Consider the following 24,492-nt stretch of genomic DNA (forward strand, 5'->3'; position numbering starts at 1 on the left):
AGTATGAGCGGAACCGATCCGCTTGTAGTTCCGATGCTGGTCCGGCACACTCAGCAAGTGCCAGAAGAACTCCACCCCACCGCCAAGGCCGTCCAGCAGGCCGAGAAGCGTCACAAGGCGAGCATCGCCAAAGAGGTCGCTGACCGCGAGGCGCTGACCGCAGCACGCGCAGCCCGGGACAAGGCCATCCTCGAAGACCCGGACGCCAACGCCGCCGCCGTCGGACGACGGTTCGACGTCTCGTCGACCTGGGTCAAACAACTGCGGAAGCGGGCGGCTGAACCAACCACCGAGAGGACACGCCAATGAGAACACTGCCCGGCAACACGTTCCTCGCCTACACGGTCATGCACGAGGCGCACTGGGCTCCGCTCGCATGGACTGGCCTCGGCGAGCCGAACCAGATCAACATCGCCGCCACGACGGGCGGCGGCGCGCGCTGGGAGTTCATCGTCTACGAGAAGGACGGCGCGGCGCGGCTCTGCATGTACGACGAGGCATGGCCCGCCTTCCGGGAGATCCCCGACTTCTTCGCCGCGCTCCCGGGCCTGCACACCCTCGACGAGGTCCGCGCGGTGCTCGACTCGTTCGGCGCCGTCGACCAGACCGAACGCGAGCCGGCCACCCGCTGAGCAAAGCGAAGGAGCCCCGTCCGCGAGGGACGGGGCTTCGCTGCTTTCATGAGCGGGGCCGCCGCGACGCTGTCTGTGCTTTCTGCGCCGGCGGCCCCGTTTGTACGGCCCGCCGCCGAGCTCGCGGCCGAACACGCAGCCACACCCGGCGGACCGCTGCACGAACCCGCGGCGAACCACGCCGGCCGGTAGGCGCCGTGGCGGGGTCACTGTCGAAGAAGTGACCGAACCCGAACCGGTCCGGCGCCGGATACCGGCCGGTGTCGGTGTACCTGGCTACCTCGACCCAGCCGCGGTCACTGTCCCGCAGAATCCGCACCGTGCCGCCCACGCCGGCGATCGCGGTCCGGGCGATGACGTGCGCTTCGGCGCAGCTGGCGAACAGCGGCCCGACCGACTCGTCGTCGAGCCTCGCACCGGACACAAGGTAGGCGATCTCGGTCTGACCAGGGGATTCGTTCATGCCTCCACGTTGCCGCGATGGCGTGGGCCTGACTATCGGCCGAGCAACCCACAGCGACCGGCTGACCACCCCATGTCGGATACGTGGAAGTAACCGACGGCGACGAACGGATGAGACGCGGCCGACGAACGGGCTATGCCGCCCACCGCACCGTCATACCCAGCGTGGCCAGCGCCCCCTCCACAAACTGGCGGGTGCCGGCCTCGTCGTCGGGCAGGTCCAGCGTTACCACCGCGCCGGCCGTGTCGGCGGCGAGCAGGTCGGGGGAGTACAACTCGCCCGGGTCGACCCGCAGCGCGCCCGCCATCGCCGCGAGCACGTGCAGCGGTATCCGCTGCCGGCCCGCCTCGACGTTCGCCACCGACGAACGGGTCAGCCCGGACACCTCGGCGAGGCCCGCCTGCGTCATGCCGACCGCACGCCGGGCACGGTTGATCCGCTGCCCGGCGTCGGCGTAGAACCGGTCGATCTGCTCCTCGGTCACGCTGGACGCCTCTCGTCCTCGACGACCTTCAGCACGATCCGCCCATCGCTGCTCCTGTGCAGCTCGCACTCCACATCCCGGTCGGTGCAGCGGCTGATGCCCCGACCGTGCGTCGGCGATCGGCACTCGCAGGTGAGCGGCAGCAGGTCACCGGCACGGCGCGGGTCAACGGTCGACATGAGGCATCTCCTCCGGCCACTCGTAAGTCACGGCGACGGCCTCAATCACCCGGTATGGCATCAGGTGGCCCGGATGGCCCGGCCCGTGCTCGTCGCAGGCGTCGATGACGTGCCAGACCATCCGGCGCCCTTCAAGATTCGCGAACGTCAGGCAGCCGCACTGCTCGAACTGAACGTTCGGGTTACTCGCCACGGCCGCCCTCTGCTACCCGCGCCACCTGCGCCTGGATCTCCGCCGTCATCGGCCCGTACTGGGTCCGCCGCACCGGATCGTCGCAGCCCTCACCGGCCGCCAGGACGTGAGCCTGGACGCGGATCGTCACCCGGTACAGGCCGCCGTCGTCGGGCAGTTCGTGGACGCACAGCGTCTCACCGACCGCGAGCCGGGCAAGCTGGGCGCCGAGCCACCGGTCGTGGCGTCGCGCCAATTCACGGACCACGTCGTCGATCACTGCCCCTCCGTAATCTGCCCGGCCAGTGTCGCCAGCAGTGCCCGGCCCTGCTCGTCCAACCCGGCAACCGCCGCGAGCCGCAGCGCCTCGGCCCGGTCCGGATGGCGTCGGCACCACGACGCGAGGTTCAGGGCGGCACCGGCGAACTCGTCGGCGACGCCCTGCTCCCTCCACGACAGGCCCGACTCAGCCACGGTCATACCCGTCGTCGTCGAAGTCCACGATCCGATCCTCGTCCATCAGTCGCTCTCCTCGTCGTCGTAGCGGGGTTCCAGCCCGTTCGCCTCGATGTAGGCGACGATCGCGTCCGCGGCGGTTTCGTGTGCGGCCCTCGTCGTCTCGTAGGCGACGACGAGATGCTCGGGAATCTCGTAGTAGTCGTCGGAGCAGTCCCGGGACACGCTGGTGTGCAGCGTCTCCGTGTCCTCGTGGACCTCGACCTTGACGGTGCTCACCGCGCACCCGCCGCCGCGTTCAGCCCGGCCGCCATCGCCTTCGCCTGCTCGAACCGAACCTCGGCACCGATCGACGGGTCTTCGTCTTCGAGGTAAGCGTCGATCTCGAAGATCTGGTCGCCGGACTGATAACTGCCCGGCAGACGCAGCTCGTCCCCGGACCGATTGTTAGGCAGGGCGGTGCCGCGGACGATCGTGATCCGGACCTCGTCGTCGGGGTCGGCGATGTTCTTCCGGGCGTCGGTGACGTCCTGGTAGGCGTAGCCGTAGCGGTCGGCGAGGACCGCCTGCCACGGCCCGGCGAGCGCTTCGGCACGCAGTTCGTCAGTGGTCATCGAGTGTCCTCCTCCGTCGGGAACAGATGCGCGGCGAGCCGCATCAACCCGGCGAGGATGAACGCCACGCCGGAGATGACGGCGACGGCGATGAACGCCGCAGGATAGCCGGTCGCAACCCACAGCCCGATCGCCATCAGGTACAGCCCGGCGAGGACCAAACCGACCACGAACACGACCTGCTTGACGTCGTTGTCGAGACCCCGCCACCAGGTGATCACGCTGGCACCCCGACCGGCAGCGCCTTGATTTCGGCGAGCTTCGCCTCCACCTGCTCCGTCGTGAGGCCGGACGCGACGATCAGCTCGTCGTCGCCGTCGAACTCGACGTCGAACCGGAACGGGTGCACGGTCACGTGCGCTGGATACACGCCGACCTCACGGCCGTTCGGGAAACGGAACTGCCACCACAGCGTGCTGGTGCTGCCGTGGTTGGTGAGGTAGTCGATGAAGTCGGCCATGGGGGCTCCTCAGCGGTTGGGGTCGTCGATGCGGGCGTTGGTGACGGTCCAGTCGACGCCGAGAGCGCGGATGACGGCGTCACCGACCTCGGCTCGGACCAGCAGGCGGCGTCCAGCGGGGCGGCTCCTGTCCCAGTCGATACGGGGGATGGTCACTTCGCCGGACAGTTGGCGTGCGCCGAGGTCGGCGGACCAGCGGACGCGGATGTCGCCGCTCACGCGAACACCTCCCGGAACGCCCGCTCGACGCCGAGGACCGTGGCGATCAGCTGTTCGGTGATCGGCACCCCCATGCGGTGGAGTCTCTCCAGCTCACGGTTGCGGGTCGGGCCGGCACACAGGTCGACGTGTTCACCGTCACGGCAGTACTCGCCCTTGCAGTGCGCGGCGCAGACGACGCCGATGGGGGGGAAGCAGGTGCACACAGTCAGTCCTCCTCGCGCGTGAACTGGTCCAGGTCGTCGGGCACCTCGAACTCGTCGAGGTCGAGGCTGAACCGGCCCGGGAACTTGTTCACCTCTGTCGTGTAGCCGGAGCACTGGACGCACAGCTCAGCGCTCGGCTCGTACTCGCCGCTGTCGAGGATCTCGCGGGCTTCCTCTTCGGTGTCGGCGTGGATGGCGACGGTCATCGAGCCGGTCACCTTCACGTCGAAGGTCCACTTCGGCATGGTCAGCTCTCCTTCGAGTCGGCGCCGCAGTCGCACGTTCGCGGCTGGTACGCGGTGCTGCTGTGTCCTTGCGACAGCCACACCTGCCGGAACGCGCGGTCGTACAGGTTGGTGCCGGCGCAGTCCCTGGTGTGCCCGGCGGCCTCGTAGCGGCGCTTGGCGTCGGCGTGGGCGGCGCTGGTCCGGCAGTCCTCGTGCGCCCAGTTGCCGCGCCACGAGTTGGTGAGCGCGGACCCGTGGATGGCGGACGCTGCCTCGGCGGTGAAGTCGTCGTCGGGCAGGGCGTGGAGGGCGTCGAGCCAGCGGGTGAGCGGCTCCTTGTGCCCGTCGGTGGCCTGCTCGAACTCGCGCTCGGCGACGGGGCCGTAGCGGGTGGCGGGGTTCGTCATCACGTGCCCTCCGCTCCCTTGGTCTCGACCCAGACGCCGCCGTTGTCGTTCTCGGACTCCTCGTTCCAGAAGCCCGCCTTGATGTCGGACCGCTGCTCATCGGTGAGCGCCAGCCACTCCGCGACGGTCTTGCCGGTGTCGTAGGTGCTCTCGGACTGGATGTCGATCGCGATGCGGATCTTCACGGTTTCGTCGGCCATCAGGCGCTGCCGAACCGGAACGAGTAGAAGCCGCCCTCGCTGCTGACACTGAACCCGAGGTGGTCGAGCCGGGCGATCTCCTCCCCGGTGAACGCCTCGTCGTCGGCCATCACGTTCAGGGTGTCGTGCTCGCAGTGCAGCGGGCTGATGTCGCTCGTGTGGTGCTTCGCGAGCAGGGTCAGACCCTCGATCAGGTCCGACCATGCGGGCGGCATGGTGGTCGCCGTGGCTGCCTCGGGCCGGGCGTCGGGGCGCGCCTGTTCACCCTCGGGTTCCTGGTGCTGGCCGTCTGCGTGGTCCATCAGGCGGTCGTCTCGTTCGCCCGAAGCCCCACGGTCGGCGCCTCGCTGATGCCGCTCTCCCAGAACCGGTTCGCGACGTTCGTGACGCAGTAGTAGAACTCGGTCCGCGCCTCATCCGCGCCTCGCTGCCTGCCGAAGTGCCGGGCCACGTCGGCGGCGGCACCCATCGGCAGAGTCACCGCGACCATGCCGAGCTGGCCGGGAACCGAGGTGCCGTGCACGTCGAACTCCTGGTTCAGGCGCTCGACCACGTCGCGGGACAGCAGCAGGTAGAGGGTGGCCGGCGTCTCGTCCTCATCAAGGTCGATCCGAACGGCGCGGGCGGTCGGGTTGCTCATGAAGTCTCCTCAGATCTCGGTGACGGTGGTGCCGTACGGCAGCCAGTACGACGACGCGCCGCCGCGGTAGTAGTTGGTGGGTTCCTCGACGAGGTCGCCCCAGATGCCGCCGAGCAGGGCGGCCCGGCAGCGCGTCGCCTCGTAGCCGTGGTGGGCGGTCTGGATGAGGGCGACCCTGCCGTCGAACGTGACGCGGCGGCCGACAAGCGGGGTCAGGTCGGTGGTGGGGTCGAGCGTGACCGGGGCGGTGGTGACGGTCATCAGAGACTCTCCGCACCGTCGGTCTCGACCCAGATGCCGCCGTTGTTGGACTGCGACTCGGTGTCCCACATGCGCTGGCCAATTGCTGCACGCTCGGTGTCGTGGGTGCCTTCGGCGTGGATGTCGATCTCAACGCGGATCTTCACGGTGTCGCTCATCGGAACCTCCTCGGCTCTCGATCTTTATTCATAGTCACTGTGAATAGTCTAGCATCGGTTATCGTATTGACTATGAATTTGGACGGCTACGTTCCCACTGAAGAGGCGGCCGAGATCCTCGGCGTCAAGGTGGCGTCCGTCTACCTCTATGTGCGACGGCTCGAAGGCTTCCCTCAGCCCATCCACATCGGGCGCACCCTCATGTTCGAGAAAGCCGCCCTGCTCGCGTGGCGCGAGAAGCACCCACCACGCAGGCGCAAGACGGAGAGCTAGCGCCGCTCCGTCCCCGCCCACCACACGAGGCACCACCGCGACCCGCACACGTCGCAGCGGCGGAACAGGCGCCGGATCACAACGGCCTCCCGAACGCCCGGCAGCCCAACGTAGACCCGTCCAGGTCCCGCACCACGTGGTGCGGCACCAGCAGATCGCAGCGGTGCCGGTTCACCATGGCGACCGGGCGCGAGACGACCAGCCACACGCCCGGCCCAGGCTCCGGCAGGCCCTCACCACCGCCGAACCGGATGTCGACGACCGGCACCCCGTCGACCGGACGGGCCGCACCGAGCTCCGTCTCACCGAGGCGCGGCGGCCGGTCGTAGGCGGGTAGGACCACGAGCGGGTCGACGGTGCCGGGCACGATCCGGTCCGGGCAGTCCGCCGGGTAGATGTGCATGGGGTGCGGGGTCAGGTTGACGATCACGCCTTCTCCTTGGTCATCTCGGCACGGCAGAACACGCTGTGCCCGTTCGGCAGCGTGTGGGCCGCGTCCATCGGCGTGCAGCACGGCACGTCGACCTCCTCGACGGCCGCGGCCGCCGCGTCAAGCTCGTCGGCGAAGTAGTCGGCGGGGTCCACGCCGAGGTACTCGCGCATGTCGGTGTCGCGGAGCGTGAAGCCGGTCGACTCAAACCAGCGCTCCTGCTCACGGCGGACCAGCGCCTGCAGCCGCTCCTCGCGAGTCACGGCCGCCGCCCGAGGAGCGCCCGCGCGATCGTGAACGCCGCCGCCTTGTCCGCCAGCGCCACCGGCCCCTCGCCGCGCGCCTCCTGGCCCGGCACCTGCCGCTCCAGACGCTTCACGACGGACTCCAGCCACCCCGCAAGCTCCAGACCGGCGTACGGGCTGAACGCGGCCAGATAGTCGCCGATCTCCCCGCCGAGCATGTTGTCGCATGCTCGACCCCAGTCGTCGGTGTACGAGAAGTTCTCACCGGTGGTGAACTCGCGCAGCGCGACCTCGGCCCGCGACCGGACCTTGATCGCCGCCATGCGCAGCTCAAGCAGCGGATCGTCAGCGAGACGGGCCAACAGCCCGTCAGTCACAGCAGTGGTCATGTCGGCCTCCTCAGCCATAGCTCGGGAAAACAAGCCACCGCGGCCCGTCCTGGATCGGGGTGATCCCGAGCGCCTCCACCGCAGCGGTGCACCGCTCGAACCACTCGTGCGGCGCCTGCTCCATGCCGAACAGGTCGAGGACCATCGCGTCGGCCCACTCCACCCGCTTGTGCGAACCCGTGGCGACCAGCATCCAGCCGGGGTACTCGTGGTGGCCCGACCGCTGAATCTCCACGCCGAGGCCCTTCTCCACCTCGCGGCGGCGCCGGTACCAGTCGGGCTTGCCCTCGTCGCGGGCCTCGGTGAACCCGGCAGCGACGATGAGCCTGTCGGTTGCGTCCTGCTCAAACGCGTAGCCGCCTTCAGTCCAGTCGAAGTCGAAGGTGCCGTACTCGGCGGCGCCGGCGAGCTTCCAGCCGCCTTCCTTGCCGCCGAGGTTGTAGCCGTAGGCGATGTGGGCGTACGGGGAAGATCCCATGGTCAGTTCTCCTTCGTCAGGCGTGGTGCACGTACATGCACGGCACGCACGAGCAGCAGTTCGGGCAGTGATCACAGTCGGACCCGTCGAACGTGTCGTCCGGGTCGTAGTCCTCGTCGTATGAGGGCCGCGGGAAGTAGCACTGGCAGCCGTTCTCGCAGCAGTCGTCACCGTCGTCTGGGGTGGCTTCGGCGCGGGCAGTGCCGGCCTCGACGAGGGCGTCGACGTCGATCGGGTCGGTCGGGTTGGCCATGGTCAGCTCTCCTTCGTCTCGGGGTTGATCTCGTACGTGACGGGCCCGTTCAGGTCGATGCCGTCCCACAGCGGCTTACCGGCCACGACCACAGCCATCGCCGACCGCTCCAGCCGCAGCACGTCGGACGGCACCACCACACCCTCGTCGAGGGCGGCCAGCACCCCGTCGACGGCGGCACGATGGTCGTGTAGGGCACGGCGCAGCCGCAGCGCCTGCACCTGGCGTTCGAGGGCATTCATCGGGGCTCCTTCGCAGGCTCAGAGTCGGGGAAGTGGTTCACGTGCTCAACGAACCGCTGCGCCCGGGCCGCGGCCTGCTCGAACACGGCGACCGTCGTGCGCCAGGTGGGCCGCCACCGCGTCCGGGACAGCGGCCCATACCGTTCGGTCACCAGCCAGCCGAGCAGGACCGGCCGGATCGACACCTCGGCCAGCAGCGTCCGGCGGTGCACGCCACCGGCCGTCGTCGTGATCGTGTGCGTCACCGTGGTCCGGGCGGTCATGCCGCCGCCCCCGGCTTCAACACGTAGTCGCGCGGCCCGGCGTCGCCCTGGCCCCGGACATGTCCGGAAATCCAGAATTTGCCCTCGTACTTGCCGAAGAGCTTGCCGCGGTTGTAGCGCTCGCCGTAGTGCGACCAGTGGCCCCGAACCGGGCTCAGTGCAGTCTCGGACGCGTCGATCGGCCGGGCAGCACCCGACTTGGCACGGTGCTTTCCGGGTGGCCGGACCACGATCGTCTGCACCGTCACCCCGGTCCGGGCCAGCCGGCGGCGCTGAGGCCGCGGCCGCGACGGCTCGGCGATGTCGACATTCGAGGCGTTGAGGAAGTTCAACGCGGCGCCGACCATCACTGTCGCCGTGTCCCACACCTCCGTGTTCGGATCACCGATTGCATGCGCCTCGCCGAACACGCCACGCTTGTGCATGAGCGCCACCCAGTTGATGTCGGCGATCGACCCGTCCTCGTGGATCGCGTGGCGCAACAGGTGGCATGGTCCCGACGTCGGCAGATACCGGCCGTCCCCGGACCGGCCACCGATCCAGATCGACGTCTCAGCGATCCATCGGACCCGGGCCCATTCGACGTCGTTGTCGGTCATCCAGTTGTCCCACGACGGCGCCGAACCATCCCAGTCCACGCGGAGCACCTGCAGGGCGTTGACGTTGCCGAACTGGTTCACGTAGCACAGGAACGCGTTCTCCCACGGCGGCACGATGCTCGGATAATCGTCGTACAGGGCGACGCCCTTGCCGGCCTTCATGTAGCCGTCGTAGATGGCAGTGCAGTCGACAACCGGCTGTGGCACCTGCGCCTGCTCGAGGAGCTTCAGGCTGGAGCGGAGGCCCATCTCGTCGAACGCCGCGGGGTGGTTGACTCGGCCGGCGCGGATGTCGGCGATGACCTCGGCGATCGGCTCGGCGGTCATCCGGCCGCCTCCGCCCGCCACGCGCGTTCCCGGCGGTCCTCCTCGCGCCGCCGCGCCTGGGCCGCCTGCGCCGCGGTCGCTGCCCCATGGCCCGGGCCGGTGTGCTCCCGCTCCCACAGTGCCGCGATCGTCTCGGCAGCCGCCGGCGGCGTCGACCGGGCATGCAGCGCGCTGCCACACAGGCAGTGGCGGGTCTCCTTCGCGGTCACCGGGACACCTCGTGCGTGGCCAGCCCGATCTGCCGGGCGATCTCGTCGAGGTCGTGGCCGCCGTGCGGCGCCCCGTCCTCGTCGGGGCCGAAGTCGTCCATGCCGAACCCGAACGCGACCAGCCTGCCGCCGACGACCGTGGCGATGCTGAAGTCGTCGTGGTCCAACGCCTCGACGCCGAGCCGGATCGCCTCGGCCCGGTCCTGGTGCTCGATGCCGTTACAGTCGTAGACGACCTCGTAGTCGGCGGGAGTCCCGACGATCTGCTGCTTCACGACGACGAACATCGTGGTCATCCAGCCGCCTCCCGTAGCTCCTTGGCGCACGCCGTCAACTTCTCGGCCGCCTGCCACAGCGTCAGCGTCTCTTGGTCGTCGCTCGACCCTGCGGACATGCCGTACAGGTAGCCGATGGCCTCCTTCCAGCCCTGGGCGTGCTCGTCGCGGGCGTGCTGCGCCATCCGTTCCACGTCCTGCCGCAGCTGCTCCACCTCGGACAGCGCGTCGACGGGCACCAGCCGGAACGCCTCGTACGCGTCCGACCAGCCGTGCTCGGTCGCGGTCCGGCGACGCTCGGCCACACGCCGCTCGGCCTCGGCCAAGTCGGTGTAGGCGACGACAGCGAGGGTCTCGATGTTGCCGCGCTCGTCCGTGTGGACGATCACGAAACGGTCCGTCACCGGGCACCACCCTCCGGCTCGGCCGGCGGCCACGCACCGGCGGCAACCTGCGCGGCCCGCTGCTGCCGCAGCGCGGTCAGCCACTCCCGGTGCCGGTCCGCGTCCCGGCACGCCTTCTGCGCGTCCCTGAGGCGGGCGTCGATCGCCTCCAGCGAGGCGTGCTCCGCGAACCCGGCCCGGTTGAAGTCCGCGGTCACCGCGCCTCCCCAGCCTTGACCCGCAGCCGCCGCACCTCGGCCTGGATCTGCCCGTGCAGCTCCTCCCAACGCTCCTGTGCGCCCCGGGTGCCCTCAACGTGCAGGGCGGCGCACGCGTCCTCGTAGTGGGCGAGGAGCCGGTCGAACTCGTCGACTGTCACCGCGCCACCTCCTCACGCAGCACCTGACGGGCCACCCGAACGACCTCCATCAGGTCGGCGAAATGCGCCAGCTGCGGCTCCGCCATCCGGCCGCGACGCAGCACGTCGTCGAGGGCCGCCATCGCGTCCGCAGACCGCTCGAACAGCACCGCAAGAGCCATACCGACCGGCGGGTGCATGAGCGCCGCATACTCAACGTCAGCGTCCGCTCGCGCGAACTCGGCCGGCGTCTCAGTGCTGGTCTGCAACGCGCACGGCGTCACCAGGTCGTCGCCGGTCGGACCGTTGATCCGCCACGTGTGGCCGTCGTCCCAGCCGTGCGACCACGACTCCACCGTCCACGGCGAAGGAGTTGTTGCGGCGGCGAGCTCCCGGACGTGCTTGGCGGCACGGCGGAGCAGGCCGGGATGGTCTGGGGTCACGATGTCGCCTCCAAAGCGAACCTGGCCCCGACCGCACGGCCGACCGTGACCACCGGCAGACACGGCCACGCGCCGCCACAGCCGCCGCAGTACGGCGTCTCGCACCCGCACTCGCCGGCGAAGATCGGACCGTCCTCGCCGAACCCGTGGAACACCTCGCCGGTGCCACCGCACGACCCACAGGTGCCCGTCGGCGACGGCGTCGGGCCTGGCGCCTCATGCCGCCAGTGACCGCCGAGCAGCTCCTCCAACGCCTCGATCGAGGTGTACAGGCGCAGGTGCACGTCGGTCAGCACTGCCGGTGCGGCACCGACCAGTTCGATCCGCCACCGGCCAAGCCGCTGCGCCACATCACGAGCCTCGGAGCCGTGCGCGGGGCACGCCTCCTCGAATGCTGGCGGGCTCGACGCGAACGGGTCCGTGCAGGTGCACGAGTCTTCCCAACTGAAGCCGGTCACTCGGCACCGCCCCGGGCGTCGATCACCGCGGCGGTCGCCGCCGCGGTCCGCTGGCGCATCATCTCGCCCACACCCGCCAGTTCGGCCGGGGTGAACGCGTCGCGTCCGGCCTCCGGCGCCAGCACCGCAACGATCGCGGGCGGGTTCTCGTGGTCGTCGACCCGGGCCTCGAAGACCGCGTCAGTACGGCTGTACCGGCCCGCCTGCCACACGTCGGAGGTGTAGCCGGCCCGGTTCGGTCGCCACCACTGGTGGTACCGGTTCGACCACAGCAGGTGCGGCAGGCCGTCCAGCGGGTCCGTGTCGGGAAGGTTCCGCCAGTAGGTGCCGACGCCGTTGAAGTGCAGGTCGTCATCGTGCGGCGGCAACACGCAGGTGAAGTCGCCGATCGCGGTCGTCGCCGGGTCGCCGCAGACCTGCGGCGCGGTGTCGGTGGTCGTGGCCATCGTGGGTCCTTTCGGTGGAGTCAAAGGGTGGTCGTTCGGCTGACCCGCCGCTACGCGGGCACCCACTCGCGGAGAATCGCGTCGACCTCGGCTTCGAGCCGGTCGTACTCGCGGTTGAAGTCGGCGTTCGACGCCCCGTCGGGCAGCACCCAGTAGATGAGCACCTGCACGAGCAAGTCCGGGTCGAGCGGCGCGTCCACAACATGCGGCGGCAGCCAGTCGCCGATGTTGTTCCAGCCGGCCTCGCAGACGACCTTCACGTTGCGGCCACACTTCGCCCGGCACGGGCAGAGCCGGTCGGGCAGAACGCTCCACGCCTCGACGACGTGAGCAGGGATCGGGTTGGGCATGTCGGTCTCCTTTCGGGGGTCAGAGGGTGGTCTGGGTGAACGGTGCGACGAGCAGCCCGGCCGCGTCGAGTTCGGCCGCCAGGTCGGCAGCGGCCCGCTCGTAGTCGGCCGCGGTGTAGCAGCCCGGCGGCGTCGCCACCTGCCGCCACCGGACGACCGCCGCCACATCAGCCGCGGCCGTGGTGTCCTCGCGCGGGAAACCGCCAGCCAGCAGGCCCTTCAGGTCCAGCTCGGCGACGAGGCGGGCCGCCTCGGACGGGAACGACAGGCGCGGCGCGACGATCTCCGTGGCGCGGGCGATCACATCCGGGCTGGTTGTCGCGTTGATGCCGTAGACGGCGCGGAGATGCTGGCGGGCCCGCCACACGGCACCCTCGCGGGTGAGCTCGTAGTCGCTGTCGTGTGGACCGACGCGGGGAAAGTGGCGGCAGTAGCGGTAGCCGAGACCGTCTGGGCGGACGGTGATCACGGGCGGGGTAGCGACGTTCGCGCGGGTCGTGGTCACCGGGCACCGCCTGCGGTCTGCGCGGCGGAGGCCATGCCGGTCGCATCGCATGCCGTGCATTCGGTGACCGTGTCGAACCCTGCCGGCGCGCCGGCCACCTTCCCGGAGATCGGCACCCAGCCGTTGCCCTGGCACTGGTCGCAGAGCGGGCCGTTGTACACGAACAGCGGGAGCCAGTACTCACGGCGCAGCCCTCGGCAGCCGGCACACTCGCTTTCCCACGGCTGCCGCGGACCGTCGTCAGCCAGAAGATCGACCCATGCGATGTTTCCGCATTCGTGCCGCCACAGCGGGCCGTAGCCAGGTCCGGCGGAAACGGCCTCGCCATATGAGGTGGAACGCTCGAAGGCGGTCACTGGGCACCGCCCGGCGCCGGCTCGTCGTCGACGGGGTTCGCGGCCAGCCACGCCGCCCGCACCTCACAGTTCGCGGCGTAGTAGATCGTCGGCGACCAGTCGTCACCGCGAAGCTCCTGGTAGGACACGTCATCGAGGGCCATGCGCAGCTCGTCGAGGACCCGCAGCGCCTTCACCGCCGCCTTCGCGGGACGCGACGCCACCGGGTAGCTCGCCGACGTCAGTTGCACCGCGGCGAACACGGCGTCACGGGCGCCCTGCAGGCGGGCGCCCAGCTCGACGTGCTGACGGCGGGACGGCGGCGTCTTGCGGGCGCTCACTCGACACCTCCGGTCGGCACCGGGCCGAGGTTGATGACCGCAGGCACCCAGTGCGGTTCCCGGTAGCCGTTCTTCGGCGGCCGGACCGCCGGCGGCATCTGCAGCAGCTTGCCGTCGGCGAGATACACGAGGACGCTCGTCGGCCGGTAGTGCACCAGATGTGCGCCGAGGAGCTCGTTCAGCGCGGCAGTGAACATGGCGTTGACGCCGGCCCAGATGAACAGGTTCGCGCACTCGGGGTGCTCGATGCCGAGCTCGCCGGCCGGGTCGAAACCGGCGGCGGACAGTGCCTGCTCGATCTCGACGAAGCTAGTGCCAGTGCCGTTGGCGGTGACGATGCCGAGGATTGCTTCGGCAGGCGGGGACAGGTTGGTCATGTTCGGGAGTTCCTTTCGGTCGTGGGGGTTGAGTCAGCCGCGGGAGATCGCAGGGGTCAGCAGGTCGTAGCGGCCCTTGCCGACGAGGTACGCCACCAGGCGCTCGTCGCGGTCCGGGGCGGCGTGCTTGTCGTTGAACAGCGGGCGCAGGGTGCGAATCAGTTCGACCTCTTTGCGCTCCGCTGCGCGGCGGTCATCGCACCAGACGTGCTCGCCGCGAACGGCGAACTGCGCCCAGCTGGACTTACGGCCGTGCTGACGACCGCGAACTTCCAGAACGTCGGTCATGCCGACGTAGAGCAGCATGTCGTCTGCGTCGTAGTGCAGGTAGACGGCGCAGCGAGCCCCGGCGGAGGGCGGGGCGACGGCCGGCGCTTCGGGCGCTATCAAGATAGGCGCGGGAGCGACGGTCGGCGCTCGCCAGTGCGCTGACCGAGGATTGGCCCGCACGCCCTGAAGCCAGCGTTCAAGCCCTGCCAGCTCGTCGCCGTTCCGGTCGAGCGATAGGCCGCCGGTCATGGCGTACAGCACGCGCTCATCGCCGTGCTGCGGGCAGTGCCGCGTTTCCATCGCCGCCGCATAAACGCCGTAGCTGTTGCAATCGCTAGATGTGCGGGCGGCGCGCCCGAAGGCCAAGGCTGGCGGAAGGTCGGCGAAGAAGAACCAGCCACCGAACCCCACCGCATACCCGCGCTCGATCACCAGGTCTTCCCGGTGCGCAGGTGAGGGCAGCTGGGAGACGAGCCCGACATCGAGGTAGCGGCCCAACTGGTTGCCGAGCACGGCACCCTTGCCGCCGAACCGTTCGCACAACGGGCGACGAACACCATCGGCGCTGGCTGCGGGGGGCCGGCCCGCAGCGGCCACCTCGCAGATGATTCGCCACTCGCCGCCGTACATCTCGCCCAGCGCCCACAGGGCGACGCCTGGCGAAGCCGTCAGCATGTTGGCGTGCGACGGGTGCCGAAACGCCAGGGTCAGGGTCCGTTCGCGAACGCTTCGCACTGCTGCCTCACGCAGGACGCACATGGCCTTCTTGCTGCGGCTGTTCACGAGGGTCAGCAGCGCGTCCCAGCGAATGCGCATCGTCGACATGGTGACGTCGCTGTCCAGGGTCGCGATGTTCGTCGTGGGGGCCATGCGTTCGTCGTTTTCGGTCATCAGCGTTCCTTGCTCAACGTCGGGGCAGGGGCTAGAGCGGCGGCGAGGAGCAGGTAGCGAGGGGTCCGTACGTGCCTGCCGGCTTTTCTCGGGGTTTTCCCGCACTTATCCCGCAGCGGCCTTGATCGCAGAATCCTGGCCTTGACGTGCGGCGATGCATGATCGTTTGAACTTTTCCCGCTTTTCCCGCTTTTCCCGCACCAATGGGCGGGAAGGACGGAGGGGGTATATAGAGATAGATAGATAGGATCTTGAAAATTGGCCTTCGTAACGCGCGCGCGACCTCCGGCCGCCCGCCGACCCCTGCGGGAAAAGCGGGAAAAGCGGGAAAAGTCGAAGGCGGTCGCGTTCTTGCAGGTCAGACGGCCCGTAGAGCGATCTTGCAGTTGCGGGATAAGTGCGGGATAAGTGCGAGAAAAGGTCCCAGCGGCAAGATCAGTCATCGTCGGACTCCCGGTCGGGCAGCTCGGTGACGTCGATCTCACGCACCCACATCCGAGGCCGGCCGCCCGTCGGCTGCTCAACCACCGCGTGCGTGCCCGCCGCGACCAGTTCGGCAACGAACGAGTCGATCTGCCGCTTCGGGGTGCGGTTCGCGAACACCTTCTTACCGATCCGCGCCCGCGTCACCGCCCGGTGCGCGCTCGCATGGATGTATTCGGCAATCCGGCCCGCGCCCTCGCTCAGCCCCACCACCGAGCCGGCGCGCAGGTAGTGCTCCACACCCCAGCGGCCGATCTCGATCGCGTCCTCCATCGTGGACTCGGCGATCTCGTCATCGGTCGTGCCGTCGGCCGCGATGTGCAGGATCGCCGACAGGCGCAACACCCGCGCGAGGTGCTTCGACCCCCACGCCTTCAGCTTCGGGTCGCCCTTGGCCGGGTGCAGCCGCTCCTCAAACTCGGCCTCGTACTCCCGGTGCCGCTTCCACGCGCCCCGGGTCAGATCGAACGTCGGCGCCGCGTCCAGGTCGATCTGCCACTCGTGCTCGTCGTCGACACCGATGATCGGCGTCTCGACGATCCGAGCCAGCAGGTTCTCCCACCACTCCCGACCCGTACGATCCCGCCGTTCGGCGGGCACGTCTTTGTAGTAGGTCGACGGTCGCTCAGCACGCTGGCCAACCAGGTCGCCCGGCACGCAGATCCAGAACCGGTTGATGAACCCGGCCTCATCCATGACCTGATCCGACATGGCAGAGGCGAGGATGCCGGGCTGCGGCGACAGGAACATCGACAGCACGGCCCGCTTGATCGGCTTGGTCTCGCGGCTGATCCGCTCGGGCTCGTAGTAGCGGCCGTCGAACCCGACGAGCAGGACGCCGATGTTGCTGGCCTTCCCGCCGTTGTAGAGGCCACCGGCGACGCGGAGGAACGTGCCCTCATCGTCGATGATCCCGCCCGTGCCCTCCGTCGTGGCGAGCTTGGCGCACAGCGCTTCGACGGTCACGTCGCCGTCGAAGAGCAGCCGCGGTGCGGCCGGCGGGTTCTTCGCCAACTCCTCGGCCTCGGCCTCCTTCGCAGTGGCCTGCGCCCGCAGGTTCTCCTCTTCCTCCTTCTGTTCGAGGATCGACCGGGACGGGTTGGCCAGGCGGTTCGCCTGGGTGTGCAGCTCCTCAGCGTCTGCCTTGAGCCGGGCGATCCGCTGCGCGACGGCCTCTTTGTGCTTCTCCTGGAACACCCGCATGGCCTTGTAGGCGCCTTTTCGCAGCTCGTCGACGGCCGGGGACTTGCTTGCACCCGACGCCATCGCGCAGACGACGTAGCCGTTGAGCGGCTGTCGCCAGTCGATGTCGCGGCGGACCATGAACCGCGGTCCAGCAAGCGTGTGCAGGATGCCGATCATCGTGAGTGCGGGAAGGTCGACCGGGACCTGCTTACGGACCGCGAGGTCTTCGACGTAGGTGCGCATCTGGCCGGGCAGGGCGTCGAGGGGGAACCGGCGCGCGTATCCGTGGCCAGCCACGAACGGGGTTGCGCCCAGACCGAGAGGTTTCTGCGCCTCCGGCGCGGTGCCCTGCCCGTTCTGCTTGGCGAGCTGGGCCGCGCCCTCGCGCTCGAACTGGTCACGCAGCGGACCCCAGGTGTCGTTGTCGAAGTCGCCGTTCATGACGGCCCCCGCGCGCCGCCCGCCCGCGCGGACTTGCCTGCGCGGACGGGCGACCAGGTGTGCAGCACGATCGGGACCCCTTTCCGGGTCGGCGGTGAGGGGTCGGTCAGGGAGTGGGGTGCTCGGCGTCGTCCCGCGTGCCGATCCATTCGGCACCGGATACCACGCCGGCCTCTGGTGTGAACACGAGCGACGGCGCCCAGCCATCGTCGATGAACTTCCGGGCCACGTCCGGCGGCAACCAGCGGTCGCCGCGCGCCGGGTCGGACATCCAGGTCGCGAGGTCGTCGGCGGTTGCGAACGGCACGCGCCGAATCTCGCGACCCATCAGGCACCGACCAGCACGCGGTCGAAGTGGATGAGGCCGCGGGCCTCGTTGAGGGCGTCGCGCAGGTCCCGGCGCTCGTACCGCTGCCGGAGCTCGGCGCGGGTGGCGCGGTGGCGCTCATCGGTGCTGGCGCGCGGGGCGGGGATCTTGTTACCGTTGGCGTACATGGTCGGACCTCCGTTGTCCGGTCTGGGCCCTCGCCCGCAGTGTTCGAGCACTGCGGAATCAGCGGGGGCCTGATGCTTTGGTGGGGGTCAGGCCGCCTTGACGGTCGGCTTGTTGCTGATGAACTGCTCCGGGTTCTTGCCGAGCGCCGCCGCGATGCGGACCAGCACTGCCGGCGAGCCGAGCTTTGTGCCCCGTTCGATCGAGCTGAGGTAGGGCGCACTGACGCCGACCGCCTCGGCGAGCTCGTAGAGCTTGAGTCCCTTGGCGTACCGGGCAGCGCGAATATCGGCTCCCTTGACGCCGATGATGTCGGTTGCCATGTCACCGATAGTACCTGAAGATAACTGAAGATAACAAGCCGCGACGGTGTCGATCGGTGACGTCAGTGCAAGGATGGGCGGCGTGGGGTGGCAGGAAGTCGCAAACGCCGTGGTCAGCCGTCGAGTCGAGCTCGGCATGCAGACGCGCAAGAAGCTCGCCGAGAAGACGGGCCTGACGGTGAAAACCCTCGGTGAGATCGAGCGCGCGGACCGGACCAGCTACGACCCGGCGACGCTCGTCCGCGTCGAGCAGGCTCTCGAGTGGCCGGCCGGCACGATCCTCTCGATCGTTGGAGATCTGCCCCGGCCGGCCAGTGTTCCGCGCGCCGAGGTCCCACCGCCGTTGACGCCACTGCGGACAGACCCGGTGGTCGGCGACCTTGCCGACCTGCTGAACAACAAGTCGAAGCTGCCGCCCACGGTCAAACAGGCGCTCACCGACGCGGTCGAGCACCTCGTCGAGGCCGCGCACAAGATCCTGGCGGTCGCTGAGAAGACAGACGACCCGGAGGCCCTGGACCGGGTCATCGCCTCGATCGACCCGCACGCCACGTTCCCGACGCCCGGCCTGATGCTCGACGCGACGGTCCGCGCCGACATGGACGAACGGTCCCGGGCCGCCTTGGTCGACGGCATGAACTCGCTGCTGCATCTCGGCCAGCAGGCGATGCTGGCGCACAGCTACAAGTACGGTCCGACGCGCGAGGAGATCCTGCGCCAGGTCGAGGAGGCGCGGGCCGGCCGCGGTGATGTGCCGACGTACGGCGCCGGGGCACGGCAGGGCAGCCCCGGGGGGATCGGGCTGCGAGCCGGTCGTCGCGGTAGTGGCCCGGGGGTTGGAGGCCAACCGCAGGGGCCATACGGGATGGGGTGAGCGTGCTGGTAGGCGAACCGCGCTGTGTTGGGTCATGACGCCGGCACCGCCCTTCCTCACCATGTCAACTGCAACCTGTTGACATGGTGAGGCTGTCAACCTAGACTTGTTGACATGAGCGGGATGAGCACCTACCACTACTTCGAGGCATGCGGGTTCGTCTCCGAACCGTTCCAGGCCACCGACCTGGCAGCCGCCGAAGCCCACGTTATGCAGGCGTTCCGGAACCCCGCCAACCCCGACTTCGACGACGACGACGGCGGAATCATGGGATTCGACGGTGAGTGGTGGGAATGCGAGGCCACCTTCGAAGGGGACACCGCACACAACCCCGCCAACGCCGACCGCCTCGCCGCAGCCATCAACGCGCTGACCGGCCCGGACGCGCCGACCCCGGGCGGCCCGTGATGACCGGCCTCGACCCGGCCGCCGCCCAGCTTGAGGACGAGCTGGGCGGCCTTGCCGCACGCATCGGCGCGGTCCTCGGCACCGACCTGCAACTCGCCCTCGGCGAGCGGGCACAGTCGCGCGCCGCCGGGCTGGTCGCTCAGCTCGCCGACGGGGACCTGGCCGACGAGACCGCCACCGACCTGCTCGCACTGCTGTGGCCGGACGATCCCGACCTCGAGTGGTGGCGCACCCCGCTCGGGCTGCTCGTCGCGCCCACGGCAGCCCGGGAGGAGGATGCGCCGGGCTGGTCGCGGTCCGAGACAGCCCGGGTACTGGGGGTGTCGCCGGGCACGGTCGCGCAGCTCGGCGCGCGGGGCACGCTGGAACAGGCGGACGGCGGCGGGTTCAGCCGCCGCTCCGTGCTCACCCGGCTCATCCGGCTCGCCGGCCAGCGGTGAAACCCTCGACGGCGGCACAGATCAGCGCCCAGGCCGGGGCACTCTACCGACAGGGCCGCACGATCGCGCAGATCGCCGCCGAGCTGGGCGTCACCAAGGTAGTGGCCCGCCGCGCCGTCACCCTCTCCGGGACGCCCCTGCGCAACGACCGGCTCAGGACGAAACCCGCCGAGGACCGAACCGCGGCGCGGGTCAGCGCCGAGGTGGCGCGACTGTACGCGTCCGGACTCAAGATTCGGCAGATCGCGGCCGAGCTGCGCATGGCCCCGGACACGGTGATGCGCGGCCTGGATCTGGCCGGGGTCGCCCGGAATCTCGGCCCGGTGCGGGGCGCCCGGCCCGAGGCCCCACTGGACGTTCCCAGTCACGACATGCGCGGGTATCGGCTCGGCTGCCGCTGCACGGTGTGCCGGGCCGCGAACACCGACAACGTCGCCGCGCAGCGGGTCCGGCGGAAACTCCGGCAGGCGCGACAGGCCAGCGTGCTGCCACCCGAGGAAGAGTGGCGCACCAGCGACGGCATCCGCTGCCTGGAATGCGGGGTGTGGAAAAAGGCCCTCGGCCGGCACCTGCCCGTGCACGGCCTGGACGCCGACGAGTACCGGCGGCGGTGGGGGATGCGGCAACGCCAGCCGCTCACATCCCGCGAACTGTCAGACGTACGGCGTGAGATCGCGGTCGACACCGGCGGACCGGACCGGCTGCGTGCCCTCGCCCCGCAGGTCGCGCCGATCGCAGCCGCCGCGCGGGTAGGCCGGGAACGGCGGGAGCAGGAACGCCGGTCGGTGCGTGCCGGGCAGCAGCGGGCGGCGGACCAGCGCAGCGCCGACGCGGACCAGCGCGCCGACGCGGCAGCTCGCGGTCTGGGCCACCGGGATGTGGCCGACTACATGCGCCGCCGCTACCTGGACGAGGGGCAGCCGATGCGGGTGCTCGTCGCCGAGCTCGGCGTCAACAAGCAGGTGGTCGGCCGGCTGATGGACCTTCATGGGGTGAGGCGGCGTGGACCTGGCCCGCCGCCGACCTGAGGGTCGGGCGATACGCGGCCGTTGATCGGCGCCCATCACGACCTGACCGTCCGATCCGTTCCGGGCCTGACGGGTGCACCATCCGGCGATGACCCTCACCCGCGTCGCTTCCGCGTGCGACCCGGGGCTGTTTCCGCCGAACCTGATGCTGGCGAAGATCCGGCAGTTGGTGCGGCGCGGTGTGCTCGACGGGTGTGCGTGCGGGTGCCGGGGTGACCTGGCCCGGCCGGGTGCGGCGCTGGGTGTCGCGTTGTCGTCGCCGGCCCTGTATCGGCTGGTGCGGGGATCGACGCGATGAGCACCTGGGCTGACGGCGTCTGGGCGGCCCTCGGCGCCACGCTCGCCGAGCCGCTTCACAAGGCGTTCCGCGATCATCTCGACGAGCATCGGTGCGGCACTGGCGACTATCGCAGCCCGCACTACGTCGGCGGGTTCGCGCACTGCCCGGCGGCGATGGAGCTGTGGGAGTTGCTGCCCGACGGTGACCGCATCGTGCTTGGTTGAGAGCGGGCGGCTGGCGTGGCCCGGATGCTCGGGGTGTGCCGGCGGGACTGGTGTCCGTATTGCCGGTCGCGGGGGTTCGGACTGGACTGCCCGTCGACGGCGCGGGACAAGAAGGCGGAGCGGCAGAGGGAGAAGTGGGCGTGGCGACGGGAGCTAGGTGTAGACGTGTCTACAGTTCGTCTGTAGACTCATCTACATGACGCAGACGTACTTCCGAGTCCAGAGCGGCGACCGCCCGGCGAGCGACCTCCTCGACGCCGAGCAGCAGATCTCCCGCGCATGGGGCAAGGACCACCTCGAAGACCGCGGCACCGACCGCGTCGGCGTCTCCGTCTGCGCCACCCGCGAAGAGCTCGCCCAGTACCTCGCCACCTACGGCGCCGGCATCCCCTACGGCATGCCCGGCTGGGTCCTCGTCGAGCTGCGCGGCGACATCAGCGACGACCAGCCCCTCGACTCCGAGGGTGGCGAACTCCTCGTCCACCCCACCGAGATCATGTCGGTCGCCGCGATCGACGACGAGTTCTTCGACCTGATCGGTGCCGCCTACGACACCGCGATGGGAGTGTGACCCGTGCCCAGCGACGACCTGATGGCCTGGCTCGGCCCGGCCGCCGACGAACTCACCGCCGAGCAGATCGACCTCGTGGCCGAAGCCTCCCGCGAGATCGACGAACGGTACCCGGACCCCGACGAGCAGCCCGAGCGCGACGCGGCCCAGTCCGCCACCGTCCAGTACCTACTCGGCGAAACCACGCCCGAAGACGCCAACCGCGCCCTGATCGCCGCCCGGCTCGCCGAGGCCCGCGCGTACGCGGCCGCGCTTCAGGTCGCCGTCATGGCCCACCGGTCCGGCACGGCTGAGGCCGCCGCTGCACGGCTGGCCGGCGTCGACCGGATGAGCCTGCGCAAGGCTCTGGGGAAGCGCTAACCGGTCAGTCCTCGATCAACACAGTGTCGATCCCATCCCCGTACGCGTCCGGGTTGAGGGTCGCTACATACCAGACGTCGCCCTGCGCGACCAGGAGCGCCGCAGCGCCCGCACCGGCACTGCCGAACAGGGCTGCCGCCGACGCGTGGGCCTTCCACTCGGCGGCGTCCAAACCGACGACCACCGCGGACGGGTGCCCGGCGAGGACGTCCAGCATCGGCCACGACGCCTCATCCAACTGCAGGCCCGCCTCGACCAGGCACGCCGCGGGCACCGCGAACCGGCGTTTCTCCTCGGCGACCTCGCCCAGCAGTTCACCGAGCCCCGTCGACCCGGCGACGTAGGCGAGAACAGCGGAGGTGTCGAGGGTGAGCTGCGCGTCGATCACGCGGCGTTGATCTGGGCGAGGAGGGCCTTGCGGCGCTGCTCCCGCTCCTCGGGTGTCCACCTGGCGTCGAGCTCGTCGAGCTTCGCGCGCATCCGGGCACGGCCGGCGGCAGTGATGAGCACGCCACGCTCGTCGACGTAGTCGCCGCGGGTATCGCGCTGCTGGTCGGCCATGACTCGAGGGTAACTGCTCGGGGTCGCCGGGTCACGTGGTCAGCGGCTCGCGGATAGGGTTCAGGATCTGGCGGATCGTCTCACGGCTGTAGCCGGTCTCTCTCACGATGTCCGCCTGTTTCATACCCTCGGCCGCCGCGGCGCGGATGGCTTCGTTGCGCTCTTCGATGGCGATCCGAAGTCCCTCGTTGTAGGCCGCGATGGCGATGGCCAGCGGGTCGCTGGAGTCTGTTGCCGCGGGGGCAGCTGGCTGTGGTCGAGATGCCGGGTCTCGCCAAGGCTGGGTGAGGTAGGCGTCGACGGCTGCTCCCGTGAGGAGGCCGGGTCGTCCGAGCATGGTGTTGCACCGGGAGCAGAGTAGGCCGCGTACCGCCCACTTTCCTGCCGACTGTTCGTGATCCACATGCAGGAAGCCATGTGGCGTGCCCTCGCCGGCGATGCCGCAGATCTCGCAGTGTCCTTCGGTGCGACTCCAGAGCTGGTCGAAATCAGTGCAGGTCAGCTCGTAGTTCAGGTGGGCGCAGCGGAGGTGGTAAGCGGCGGGCGTGCGTGGCATCGGCACGATCACGTTGCGTCTCCGGCGCCGCGCTTCCAGCGGTTGGCTTTGGGCAGCGCCTTCTGCGCGACGGACTCGCGGGTGAGGCCCGTGCGCCGGACGATCTCGGCCTGGATGACGCCAGCCGCGTGCGCTTTGGCGATCTCGGCGTCGAGTTCGGCGTTGACGCGGTTCAGTTCAGCACGCAGGCGTGCGCGTTCTTTTCCCAGCTCATCGAGCCGTTCGGGGTTGTATTCGGTCACAGGTCAATGATGGCACATAACTAGGCCTTGCACTAGGCCTAGTACTAGGCTATGGTTATGGGCATGACGGAGATGCAGAGCGCGCCCCAGACCGGCAGCAGCCGCACCTCCCCCCAGACTTCAGGAGCCACCATGACCCGCATCGACTGGACCCGCACCGCCGCCCAAGGCGTCGTCCTCTCCTTCGCCGCCGGTGCCCTCTACTTCTCCTTCGACCACATCACCCACCTCGCCACCAACCTCGGCGCCAAACCCGCCGAAGCCGCCGCCGCCCCGTTCTACATCGACGGAATGATGCTGCTGGGCCGCATGGCCATGGCGAAGCGGTTCTCCGCCCGCACCAACACGATCGGCCGCTGGTTCATGATCGGCGGCGCCGTCGCCTCTCTCGCCGCCAACTTCTTCGCCGGCGACACCGTCGGCTCCCGCGGCTTCGGCGTCCTCATCGTCGCCGGGTTCCTCCTCTGCGAATGGCTCGCCGGCCAGCTCACCACCCGCACCGCTGAGACCGCCGCCGCCGAGACGTCCGCGCAGGACCAGGCTGCCGCCGAGCTCGCCGCGAAGCGCAGTGCCGCCGCGAAGAAGGCCGCCGAAACCCGCAAGGCGAACGCCGCCAAGGCAACCAAGAAGCCCCGCACCCGCAAGCCGGCCGCGCCGAAGGTTCCCGCCGCCGCCCCCGTCTCCCCGGCACCCGGCGGGCGGATGATCGACGGACTGTGGCTGCCCGACGGCGTGACCGTCTGAGACGGCGAAGCGCCCCGCCCGGAGTCTCGGGCGGGGCGTTCCCGGCTTCCATGACACGTCCGCTGCCACTACCGTGCACGCATGGAGATCGTGCTGCTACTCATCGGCGCCGGAGTCGGAGGCGCGATCGGCTACAACCTCGGTCAGAAAGCCCGGCCCGCCGTGCTTGAGACGACCGCCGCCGACGCGGTGGTCAACTTCCTCCGTGCGTGCACCCGCGAACTGCCACAAGAGATGGTCTGGGCAGTTCGCGGTGTCGCGTCGAAGATCTACAAGGGTGAAACGCTCGGCTATGTCATGACCAAACTCGACGAGCCGCCGGCGGAACCCGCATCATCCGGCGGCCAGTCGGGCTGACTAG

General features: G+C 69.6%; 62 protein-coding genes. 13 read left to right on the forward strand and 49 right to left on the reverse strand.

Annotated features, from left to right (window positions below):
• Positions 1–57: 57 nt before the first annotated feature.
• Positions 58–309, forward strand: a complete 252-nt coding sequence (locus tag Dfulv_RS16645) for a hypothetical protein (RefSeq protein WP_259864027.1) — start codon at positions 58–60, stop codon at positions 307–309.
• Positions 306–632, forward strand: a complete 327-nt coding sequence (locus tag Dfulv_RS16650; RefSeq protein ID WP_259864028.1) for a hypothetical protein — start codon at positions 306–308, stop codon at positions 630–632. Before Dfulv_RS16645 ends, Dfulv_RS16650 begins: the two co-directional genes overlap by 4 nt.
• Positions 633–678: 46 nt before the next feature.
• On the opposite strand, the gene Dfulv_RS16655 is transcribed toward Dfulv_RS16650, so the two are convergent.
• The 19 genes from Dfulv_RS16655 to Dfulv_RS16745 all read right to left on the reverse strand — a co-directional run bounded on the left by Dfulv_RS16655 (position 679) and on the right by Dfulv_RS16745 (position 5,778).
• Positions 679–1,095: a hypothetical protein gene (locus Dfulv_RS16655; protein ID WP_259864029.1), complete on the reverse strand. Its 417-nt coding sequence runs from the start codon at positions 1,093–1,095 to the stop codon at positions 679–681.
• A 133-nt stretch (positions 1,096–1,228) separates the two neighbouring features.
• Positions 1,229–1,579, reverse strand: coding sequence for a helix-turn-helix domain-containing protein (locus tag Dfulv_RS16660; protein WP_259864030.1), 351 nt, complete (start codon positions 1,577–1,579; stop codon positions 1,229–1,231).
• Positions 1,576–1,758, reverse strand: coding sequence for a hypothetical protein (locus Dfulv_RS16665; protein WP_259864033.1), 183 nt, complete (start codon positions 1,756–1,758; stop codon positions 1,576–1,578). Before Dfulv_RS16665 ends, Dfulv_RS16660 begins: the two co-directional genes overlap by 4 nt.
• Positions 1,745–1,951, reverse strand: a complete 207-nt coding sequence (locus Dfulv_RS16670) for a hypothetical protein (protein WP_259864034.1) — start codon at positions 1,949–1,951, stop codon at positions 1,745–1,747. The genes Dfulv_RS16665 and Dfulv_RS16670 overlap by 14 nt, the downstream gene beginning before the upstream one ends.
• A complete protein-coding gene (locus tag Dfulv_RS16675; protein WP_259864035.1) occupies positions 1,941–2,210 on the reverse strand; it encodes a hypothetical protein in 270 nt (89 codons plus the stop codon). The genes Dfulv_RS16670 and Dfulv_RS16675 overlap by 11 nt, the downstream gene beginning before the upstream one ends.
• The gene (locus Dfulv_RS16680) at positions 2,207–2,410 is read right to left on the reverse strand and encodes a hypothetical protein (RefSeq protein WP_259864036.1); all 204 of its coding nucleotides are present in this window, start codon (positions 2,408–2,410) and stop codon (positions 2,207–2,209) included. Before Dfulv_RS16680 ends, Dfulv_RS16675 begins: the two co-directional genes overlap by 4 nt.
• A 39-nt stretch (positions 2,411–2,449) precedes the next feature.
• A complete protein-coding gene (locus Dfulv_RS16685) occupies positions 2,450–2,665 on the reverse strand; it encodes a hypothetical protein (protein ID WP_259864038.1) in 216 nt (71 codons plus the stop codon).
• The gene (locus Dfulv_RS16690) at positions 2,662–3,000 is read right to left on the reverse strand and encodes a hypothetical protein (protein ID WP_259864039.1); all 339 of its coding nucleotides are present in this window, start codon (positions 2,998–3,000) and stop codon (positions 2,662–2,664) included. The genes Dfulv_RS16685 and Dfulv_RS16690 overlap by 4 nt, the downstream gene beginning before the upstream one ends.
• A complete protein-coding gene (locus Dfulv_RS16695) occupies positions 2,997–3,221 on the reverse strand; it encodes a hypothetical protein (RefSeq protein ID WP_259864041.1) in 225 nt (74 codons plus the stop codon). Before Dfulv_RS16695 ends, Dfulv_RS16690 begins: the two co-directional genes overlap by 4 nt.
• Positions 3,218–3,460, reverse strand: a complete 243-nt coding sequence (locus Dfulv_RS16700) for a hypothetical protein (protein WP_259864043.1) — start codon at positions 3,458–3,460, stop codon at positions 3,218–3,220. The genes Dfulv_RS16695 and Dfulv_RS16700 overlap by 4 nt, the downstream gene beginning before the upstream one ends.
• Before the next feature lie 9 nt (positions 3,461–3,469).
• The gene (locus Dfulv_RS16705) at positions 3,470–3,679 is read right to left on the reverse strand and encodes a hypothetical protein (RefSeq protein ID WP_259864045.1); all 210 of its coding nucleotides are present in this window, start codon (positions 3,677–3,679) and stop codon (positions 3,470–3,472) included.
• Positions 3,676–3,885: a hypothetical protein gene (locus tag Dfulv_RS16710; protein WP_259864047.1), complete on the reverse strand. Its 210-nt coding sequence runs from the start codon at positions 3,883–3,885 to the stop codon at positions 3,676–3,678. Before Dfulv_RS16710 ends, Dfulv_RS16705 begins: the two co-directional genes overlap by 4 nt.
• Before the next feature lie 2 nt (positions 3,886–3,887).
• Positions 3,888–4,130, reverse strand: a complete 243-nt coding sequence (locus Dfulv_RS16715; RefSeq protein WP_259864050.1) for a hypothetical protein — start codon at positions 4,128–4,130, stop codon at positions 3,888–3,890.
• A 2-nt stretch (positions 4,131–4,132) separates the two neighbouring features.
• A complete protein-coding gene (locus Dfulv_RS16720) occupies positions 4,133–4,519 on the reverse strand; it encodes a hypothetical protein (protein ID WP_259864054.1) in 387 nt (128 codons plus the stop codon).
• Positions 4,519–4,719, reverse strand: a complete 201-nt coding sequence (locus Dfulv_RS16725) for a DUF4287 domain-containing protein (protein WP_259864057.1) — start codon at positions 4,717–4,719, stop codon at positions 4,519–4,521. Before Dfulv_RS16725 ends, Dfulv_RS16720 begins: the two co-directional genes overlap by 1 nt.
• Positions 4,719–5,021, reverse strand: a complete 303-nt coding sequence (locus Dfulv_RS16730; protein ID WP_259864060.1) for a hypothetical protein — start codon at positions 5,019–5,021, stop codon at positions 4,719–4,721. Before Dfulv_RS16730 ends, Dfulv_RS16725 begins: the two co-directional genes overlap by 1 nt.
• On the reverse strand, positions 5,021–5,359 hold the full coding sequence (locus Dfulv_RS16735) for a hypothetical protein (protein WP_259864061.1): 339 nt from the start codon (positions 5,357–5,359) through the stop codon (positions 5,021–5,023). Before Dfulv_RS16735 ends, Dfulv_RS16730 begins: the two co-directional genes overlap by 1 nt.
• 9 nt (positions 5,360–5,368) lie before the next feature.
• Entirely contained in the window at positions 5,369–5,620 is a 252-nt protein-coding gene (locus Dfulv_RS16740; protein WP_259864063.1) for a hypothetical protein, read from the reverse strand.
• Entirely contained in the window at positions 5,620–5,778 is a 159-nt protein-coding gene (locus tag Dfulv_RS16745) for a hypothetical protein (RefSeq protein ID WP_259864066.1), read from the reverse strand. Before Dfulv_RS16745 ends, Dfulv_RS16740 begins: the two co-directional genes overlap by 1 nt.
• 72 nt (positions 5,779–5,850) lie before the next feature.
• Between Dfulv_RS16745 and Dfulv_RS16750 the strand changes: the two genes are divergently transcribed.
• Entirely contained in the window at positions 5,851–6,051 is a 201-nt protein-coding gene (locus Dfulv_RS16750) for a helix-turn-helix transcriptional regulator (RefSeq protein WP_259864067.1), read from the forward strand.
• A 76-nt stretch (positions 6,052–6,127) separates the two neighbouring features.
• On the opposite strand, the gene Dfulv_RS16755 is transcribed toward Dfulv_RS16750, so the two are convergent.
• From Dfulv_RS16755 to Dfulv_RS16880, 26 genes are all read right to left on the reverse strand, one after another.
• On the reverse strand, positions 6,128–6,481 hold the full coding sequence (locus Dfulv_RS16755; protein ID WP_259864069.1) for a hypothetical protein: 354 nt from the start codon (positions 6,479–6,481) through the stop codon (positions 6,128–6,130).
• A complete protein-coding gene (locus tag Dfulv_RS16760) occupies positions 6,478–6,744 on the reverse strand; it encodes a hypothetical protein (RefSeq protein ID WP_259864072.1) in 267 nt (88 codons plus the stop codon). The genes Dfulv_RS16755 and Dfulv_RS16760 overlap by 4 nt, the downstream gene beginning before the upstream one ends.
• Complete coding sequence (locus Dfulv_RS16765; protein ID WP_259864073.1) at positions 6,741–7,115, reverse strand: hypothetical protein; 375 nt, start codon at positions 7,113–7,115, stop codon at positions 6,741–6,743. Before Dfulv_RS16765 ends, Dfulv_RS16760 begins: the two co-directional genes overlap by 4 nt.
• A 10-nt stretch (positions 7,116–7,125) precedes the next feature.
• Positions 7,126–7,593: a hypothetical protein gene (locus Dfulv_RS16770; protein ID WP_259864075.1), complete on the reverse strand. Its 468-nt coding sequence runs from the start codon at positions 7,591–7,593 to the stop codon at positions 7,126–7,128.
• Positions 7,594–7,609: 16 nt separating this feature from the next.
• Positions 7,610–7,846, reverse strand: coding sequence for a hypothetical protein (locus Dfulv_RS16775; protein WP_259864078.1), 237 nt, complete (start codon positions 7,844–7,846; stop codon positions 7,610–7,612).
• A 2-nt stretch (positions 7,847–7,848) separates the two neighbouring features.
• Complete coding sequence (locus tag Dfulv_RS16780; RefSeq protein WP_259864080.1) at positions 7,849–8,088, reverse strand: hypothetical protein; 240 nt, start codon at positions 8,086–8,088, stop codon at positions 7,849–7,851.
• Positions 8,085–8,351, reverse strand: coding sequence for a hypothetical protein (locus Dfulv_RS16785; RefSeq protein WP_259864081.1), 267 nt, complete (start codon positions 8,349–8,351; stop codon positions 8,085–8,087). The genes Dfulv_RS16780 and Dfulv_RS16785 overlap by 4 nt, the downstream gene beginning before the upstream one ends.
• On the reverse strand, positions 8,348–9,277 hold the full coding sequence (locus Dfulv_RS16790; protein ID WP_259864082.1) for a hypothetical protein: 930 nt from the start codon (positions 9,275–9,277) through the stop codon (positions 8,348–8,350). Before Dfulv_RS16790 ends, Dfulv_RS16785 begins: the two co-directional genes overlap by 4 nt.
• Positions 9,274–9,486 carry a hypothetical protein gene (locus Dfulv_RS16795; RefSeq protein ID WP_259864083.1) on the reverse strand — a complete coding sequence of 71 codons (213 nt, stop codon included), beginning with the start codon at positions 9,484–9,486 and terminating at the stop codon, positions 9,274–9,276. The genes Dfulv_RS16790 and Dfulv_RS16795 overlap by 4 nt, the downstream gene beginning before the upstream one ends.
• Positions 9,483–9,782, reverse strand: coding sequence for a hypothetical protein (locus Dfulv_RS16800; RefSeq protein WP_259864087.1), 300 nt, complete (start codon positions 9,780–9,782; stop codon positions 9,483–9,485). Before Dfulv_RS16800 ends, Dfulv_RS16795 begins: the two co-directional genes overlap by 4 nt.
• Positions 9,779–10,165 (reverse strand): hypothetical protein, encoded by a 387-nt coding sequence (locus Dfulv_RS16805; protein WP_259864089.1) that lies wholly within the window; start codon positions 10,163–10,165, stop codon positions 9,779–9,781. Before Dfulv_RS16805 ends, Dfulv_RS16800 begins: the two co-directional genes overlap by 4 nt.
• Positions 10,162–10,362 carry a hypothetical protein gene (locus tag Dfulv_RS16810; protein ID WP_259864090.1) on the reverse strand — a complete coding sequence of 67 codons (201 nt, stop codon included), beginning with the start codon at positions 10,360–10,362 and terminating at the stop codon, positions 10,162–10,164. The genes Dfulv_RS16805 and Dfulv_RS16810 overlap by 4 nt, the downstream gene beginning before the upstream one ends.
• Complete coding sequence (locus Dfulv_RS16815) at positions 10,359–10,523, reverse strand: hypothetical protein (RefSeq protein WP_259864091.1); 165 nt, start codon at positions 10,521–10,523, stop codon at positions 10,359–10,361. The genes Dfulv_RS16810 and Dfulv_RS16815 overlap by 4 nt, the downstream gene beginning before the upstream one ends.
• On the reverse strand, positions 10,520–10,945 hold the full coding sequence (locus Dfulv_RS16820; RefSeq protein ID WP_259864092.1) for a hypothetical protein: 426 nt from the start codon (positions 10,943–10,945) through the stop codon (positions 10,520–10,522). Before Dfulv_RS16820 ends, Dfulv_RS16815 begins: the two co-directional genes overlap by 4 nt.
• Positions 10,942–11,295 (reverse strand): hypothetical protein, encoded by a 354-nt coding sequence (locus tag Dfulv_RS16825; protein WP_259864094.1) that lies wholly within the window; start codon positions 11,293–11,295, stop codon positions 10,942–10,944. The genes Dfulv_RS16820 and Dfulv_RS16825 overlap by 4 nt, the downstream gene beginning before the upstream one ends.
• A gap of 104 nt (positions 11,296–11,399) precedes the next feature.
• Positions 11,400–11,849, reverse strand: a complete 450-nt coding sequence (locus tag Dfulv_RS16830; RefSeq protein ID WP_259864096.1) for a hypothetical protein — start codon at positions 11,847–11,849, stop codon at positions 11,400–11,402.
• 50 nt (positions 11,850–11,899) lie between these two features.
• Entirely contained in the window at positions 11,900–12,199 is a 300-nt protein-coding gene (locus Dfulv_RS16835; protein WP_259864099.1) for a hypothetical protein, read from the reverse strand.
• Between the two features lie 19 nt (positions 12,200–12,218).
• The gene (locus Dfulv_RS16840; RefSeq protein ID WP_259864102.1) at positions 12,219–12,704 is read right to left on the reverse strand and encodes a hypothetical protein; all 486 of its coding nucleotides are present in this window, start codon (positions 12,702–12,704) and stop codon (positions 12,219–12,221) included.
• Positions 12,701–13,060 (reverse strand): hypothetical protein, encoded by a 360-nt coding sequence (locus Dfulv_RS16845; protein WP_259864104.1) that lies wholly within the window; start codon positions 13,058–13,060, stop codon positions 12,701–12,703. Before Dfulv_RS16845 ends, Dfulv_RS16840 begins: the two co-directional genes overlap by 4 nt.
• Positions 13,057–13,380, reverse strand: coding sequence for a hypothetical protein (locus Dfulv_RS16850; RefSeq protein ID WP_259864107.1), 324 nt, complete (start codon positions 13,378–13,380; stop codon positions 13,057–13,059). Before Dfulv_RS16850 ends, Dfulv_RS16845 begins: the two co-directional genes overlap by 4 nt.
• Complete coding sequence (locus Dfulv_RS16855) at positions 13,377–13,757, reverse strand: hypothetical protein (RefSeq protein ID WP_259864110.1); 381 nt, start codon at positions 13,755–13,757, stop codon at positions 13,377–13,379. The genes Dfulv_RS16850 and Dfulv_RS16855 overlap by 4 nt, the downstream gene beginning before the upstream one ends.
• A gap of 33 nt (positions 13,758–13,790) precedes the next feature.
• Entirely contained in the window at positions 13,791–14,918 is a 1,128-nt protein-coding gene (locus Dfulv_RS16860; protein WP_259864111.1) for a GIY-YIG nuclease family protein, read from the reverse strand.
• Between the two features lie 435 nt (positions 14,919–15,353).
• Positions 15,354–17,027: a YfjI family protein gene (locus Dfulv_RS16865; protein WP_259864114.1), complete on the reverse strand. Its 1,674-nt coding sequence runs from the start codon at positions 17,025–17,027 to the stop codon at positions 15,354–15,356.
• A 106-nt stretch (positions 17,028–17,133) separates the two neighbouring features.
• The gene (locus tag Dfulv_RS16870; protein ID WP_259864116.1) at positions 17,134–17,334 is read right to left on the reverse strand and encodes a hypothetical protein; all 201 of its coding nucleotides are present in this window, start codon (positions 17,332–17,334) and stop codon (positions 17,134–17,136) included.
• A gap of 20 nt (positions 17,335–17,354) precedes the next feature.
• Positions 17,355–17,522 (reverse strand): hypothetical protein, encoded by a 168-nt coding sequence (locus tag Dfulv_RS16875; protein WP_259864119.1) that lies wholly within the window; start codon positions 17,520–17,522, stop codon positions 17,355–17,357.
• Between the two features lie 87 nt (positions 17,523–17,609).
• A complete protein-coding gene (locus tag Dfulv_RS16880) occupies positions 17,610–17,843 on the reverse strand; it encodes a helix-turn-helix domain-containing protein (protein WP_259864122.1) in 234 nt (77 codons plus the stop codon).
• 82 nt (positions 17,844–17,925) lie between these two features.
• On the opposite strand from Dfulv_RS16880, the gene Dfulv_RS16885 reads away from it, so the two are divergent.
• The 8 genes from Dfulv_RS16885 (at position 17,926) to Dfulv_RS16920 (ending at position 22,028) form a co-directional block, all read left to right on the forward strand.
• Entirely contained in the window at positions 17,926–18,717 is a 792-nt protein-coding gene (locus Dfulv_RS16885; RefSeq protein WP_259864124.1) for a helix-turn-helix domain-containing protein, read from the forward strand.
• 114 nt (positions 18,718–18,831) lie between these two features.
• Positions 18,832–19,125 carry a hypothetical protein gene (locus Dfulv_RS16890; RefSeq protein ID WP_259864128.1) on the forward strand — a complete coding sequence of 98 codons (294 nt, stop codon included), beginning with the start codon at positions 18,832–18,834 and terminating at the stop codon, positions 19,123–19,125.
• Complete coding sequence (locus tag Dfulv_RS16895; RefSeq protein ID WP_259864130.1) at positions 19,125–19,565, forward strand: hypothetical protein; 441 nt, start codon at positions 19,125–19,127, stop codon at positions 19,563–19,565. The genes Dfulv_RS16890 and Dfulv_RS16895 overlap by 1 nt, the downstream gene beginning before the upstream one ends.
• Positions 19,562–20,593: a MucR family transcriptional regulator gene (locus tag Dfulv_RS16900; protein ID WP_259864133.1), complete on the forward strand. Its 1,032-nt coding sequence runs from the start codon at positions 19,562–19,564 to the stop codon at positions 20,591–20,593. Before Dfulv_RS16895 ends, Dfulv_RS16900 begins: the two co-directional genes overlap by 4 nt.
• 88 nt (positions 20,594–20,681) lie before the next feature.
• Positions 20,682–20,891 (forward strand): hypothetical protein, encoded by a 210-nt coding sequence (locus Dfulv_RS16905; RefSeq protein ID WP_259864134.1) that lies wholly within the window; start codon positions 20,682–20,684, stop codon positions 20,889–20,891.
• Positions 20,888–21,097: a hypothetical protein gene (locus Dfulv_RS16910; RefSeq protein WP_259864135.1), complete on the forward strand. Its 210-nt coding sequence runs from the start codon at positions 20,888–20,890 to the stop codon at positions 21,095–21,097. Before Dfulv_RS16905 ends, Dfulv_RS16910 begins: the two co-directional genes overlap by 4 nt.
• Positions 21,098–21,293: 196 nt before the next feature.
• A complete protein-coding gene (locus tag Dfulv_RS16915) occupies positions 21,294–21,668 on the forward strand; it encodes a hypothetical protein (RefSeq protein ID WP_259864137.1) in 375 nt (124 codons plus the stop codon).
• A gap of 3 nt (positions 21,669–21,671) precedes the next feature.
• Complete coding sequence (locus Dfulv_RS16920) at positions 21,672–22,028, forward strand: hypothetical protein (RefSeq protein ID WP_259864139.1); 357 nt, start codon at positions 21,672–21,674, stop codon at positions 22,026–22,028.
• 4 nt (positions 22,029–22,032) lie between these two features.
• Here Dfulv_RS16920 and Dfulv_RS16925 read toward each other — a convergent pair whose 3' ends face one another.
• From Dfulv_RS16925 to Dfulv_RS16940, 4 genes are read right to left on the reverse strand one after another with little or no spacing between them, the layout of a single operon-like run.
• Positions 22,033–22,416, reverse strand: a complete 384-nt coding sequence (locus tag Dfulv_RS16925) for a hypothetical protein (RefSeq protein ID WP_259864140.1) — start codon at positions 22,414–22,416, stop codon at positions 22,033–22,035.
• Positions 22,413–22,589 carry a hypothetical protein gene (locus Dfulv_RS16930; RefSeq protein WP_259864141.1) on the reverse strand — a complete coding sequence of 59 codons (177 nt, stop codon included), beginning with the start codon at positions 22,587–22,589 and terminating at the stop codon, positions 22,413–22,415. Before Dfulv_RS16930 ends, Dfulv_RS16925 begins: the two co-directional genes overlap by 4 nt.
• 31 nt (positions 22,590–22,620) lie before the next feature.
• A complete protein-coding gene (locus tag Dfulv_RS16935; RefSeq protein WP_259864143.1) occupies positions 22,621–23,157 on the reverse strand; it encodes an endonuclease domain-containing protein in 537 nt (178 codons plus the stop codon).
• Positions 23,154–23,387 carry a hypothetical protein gene (locus tag Dfulv_RS16940; RefSeq protein WP_259864144.1) on the reverse strand — a complete coding sequence of 78 codons (234 nt, stop codon included), beginning with the start codon at positions 23,385–23,387 and terminating at the stop codon, positions 23,154–23,156. Before Dfulv_RS16940 ends, Dfulv_RS16935 begins: the two co-directional genes overlap by 4 nt.
• Positions 23,388–23,450: 63 nt before the next feature.
• Here Dfulv_RS16940 and Dfulv_RS16945 point away from each other — a divergent pair, with 63 nt between their 5' ends.
• On the forward strand, positions 23,451–24,131 hold the full coding sequence (locus Dfulv_RS16945; protein WP_259864145.1) for a DUF2637 domain-containing protein: 681 nt from the start codon (positions 23,451–23,453) through the stop codon (positions 24,129–24,131).
• Positions 24,132–24,212: 81 nt separating this feature from the next.
• Positions 24,213–24,488, forward strand: a complete 276-nt coding sequence (locus Dfulv_RS16950) for a hypothetical protein (RefSeq protein WP_259864149.1) — start codon at positions 24,213–24,215, stop codon at positions 24,486–24,488.
• Positions 24,489–24,492 lie beyond the last annotated feature (4 nt).

It is taken from the genome of Dactylosporangium fulvum (genome assembly GCF_025137375.1).
GTDB classification, from domain to species: Bacteria; Actinomycetota; Actinomycetes; order Mycobacteriales; family Micromonosporaceae; genus Dactylosporangium; species Dactylosporangium fulvum.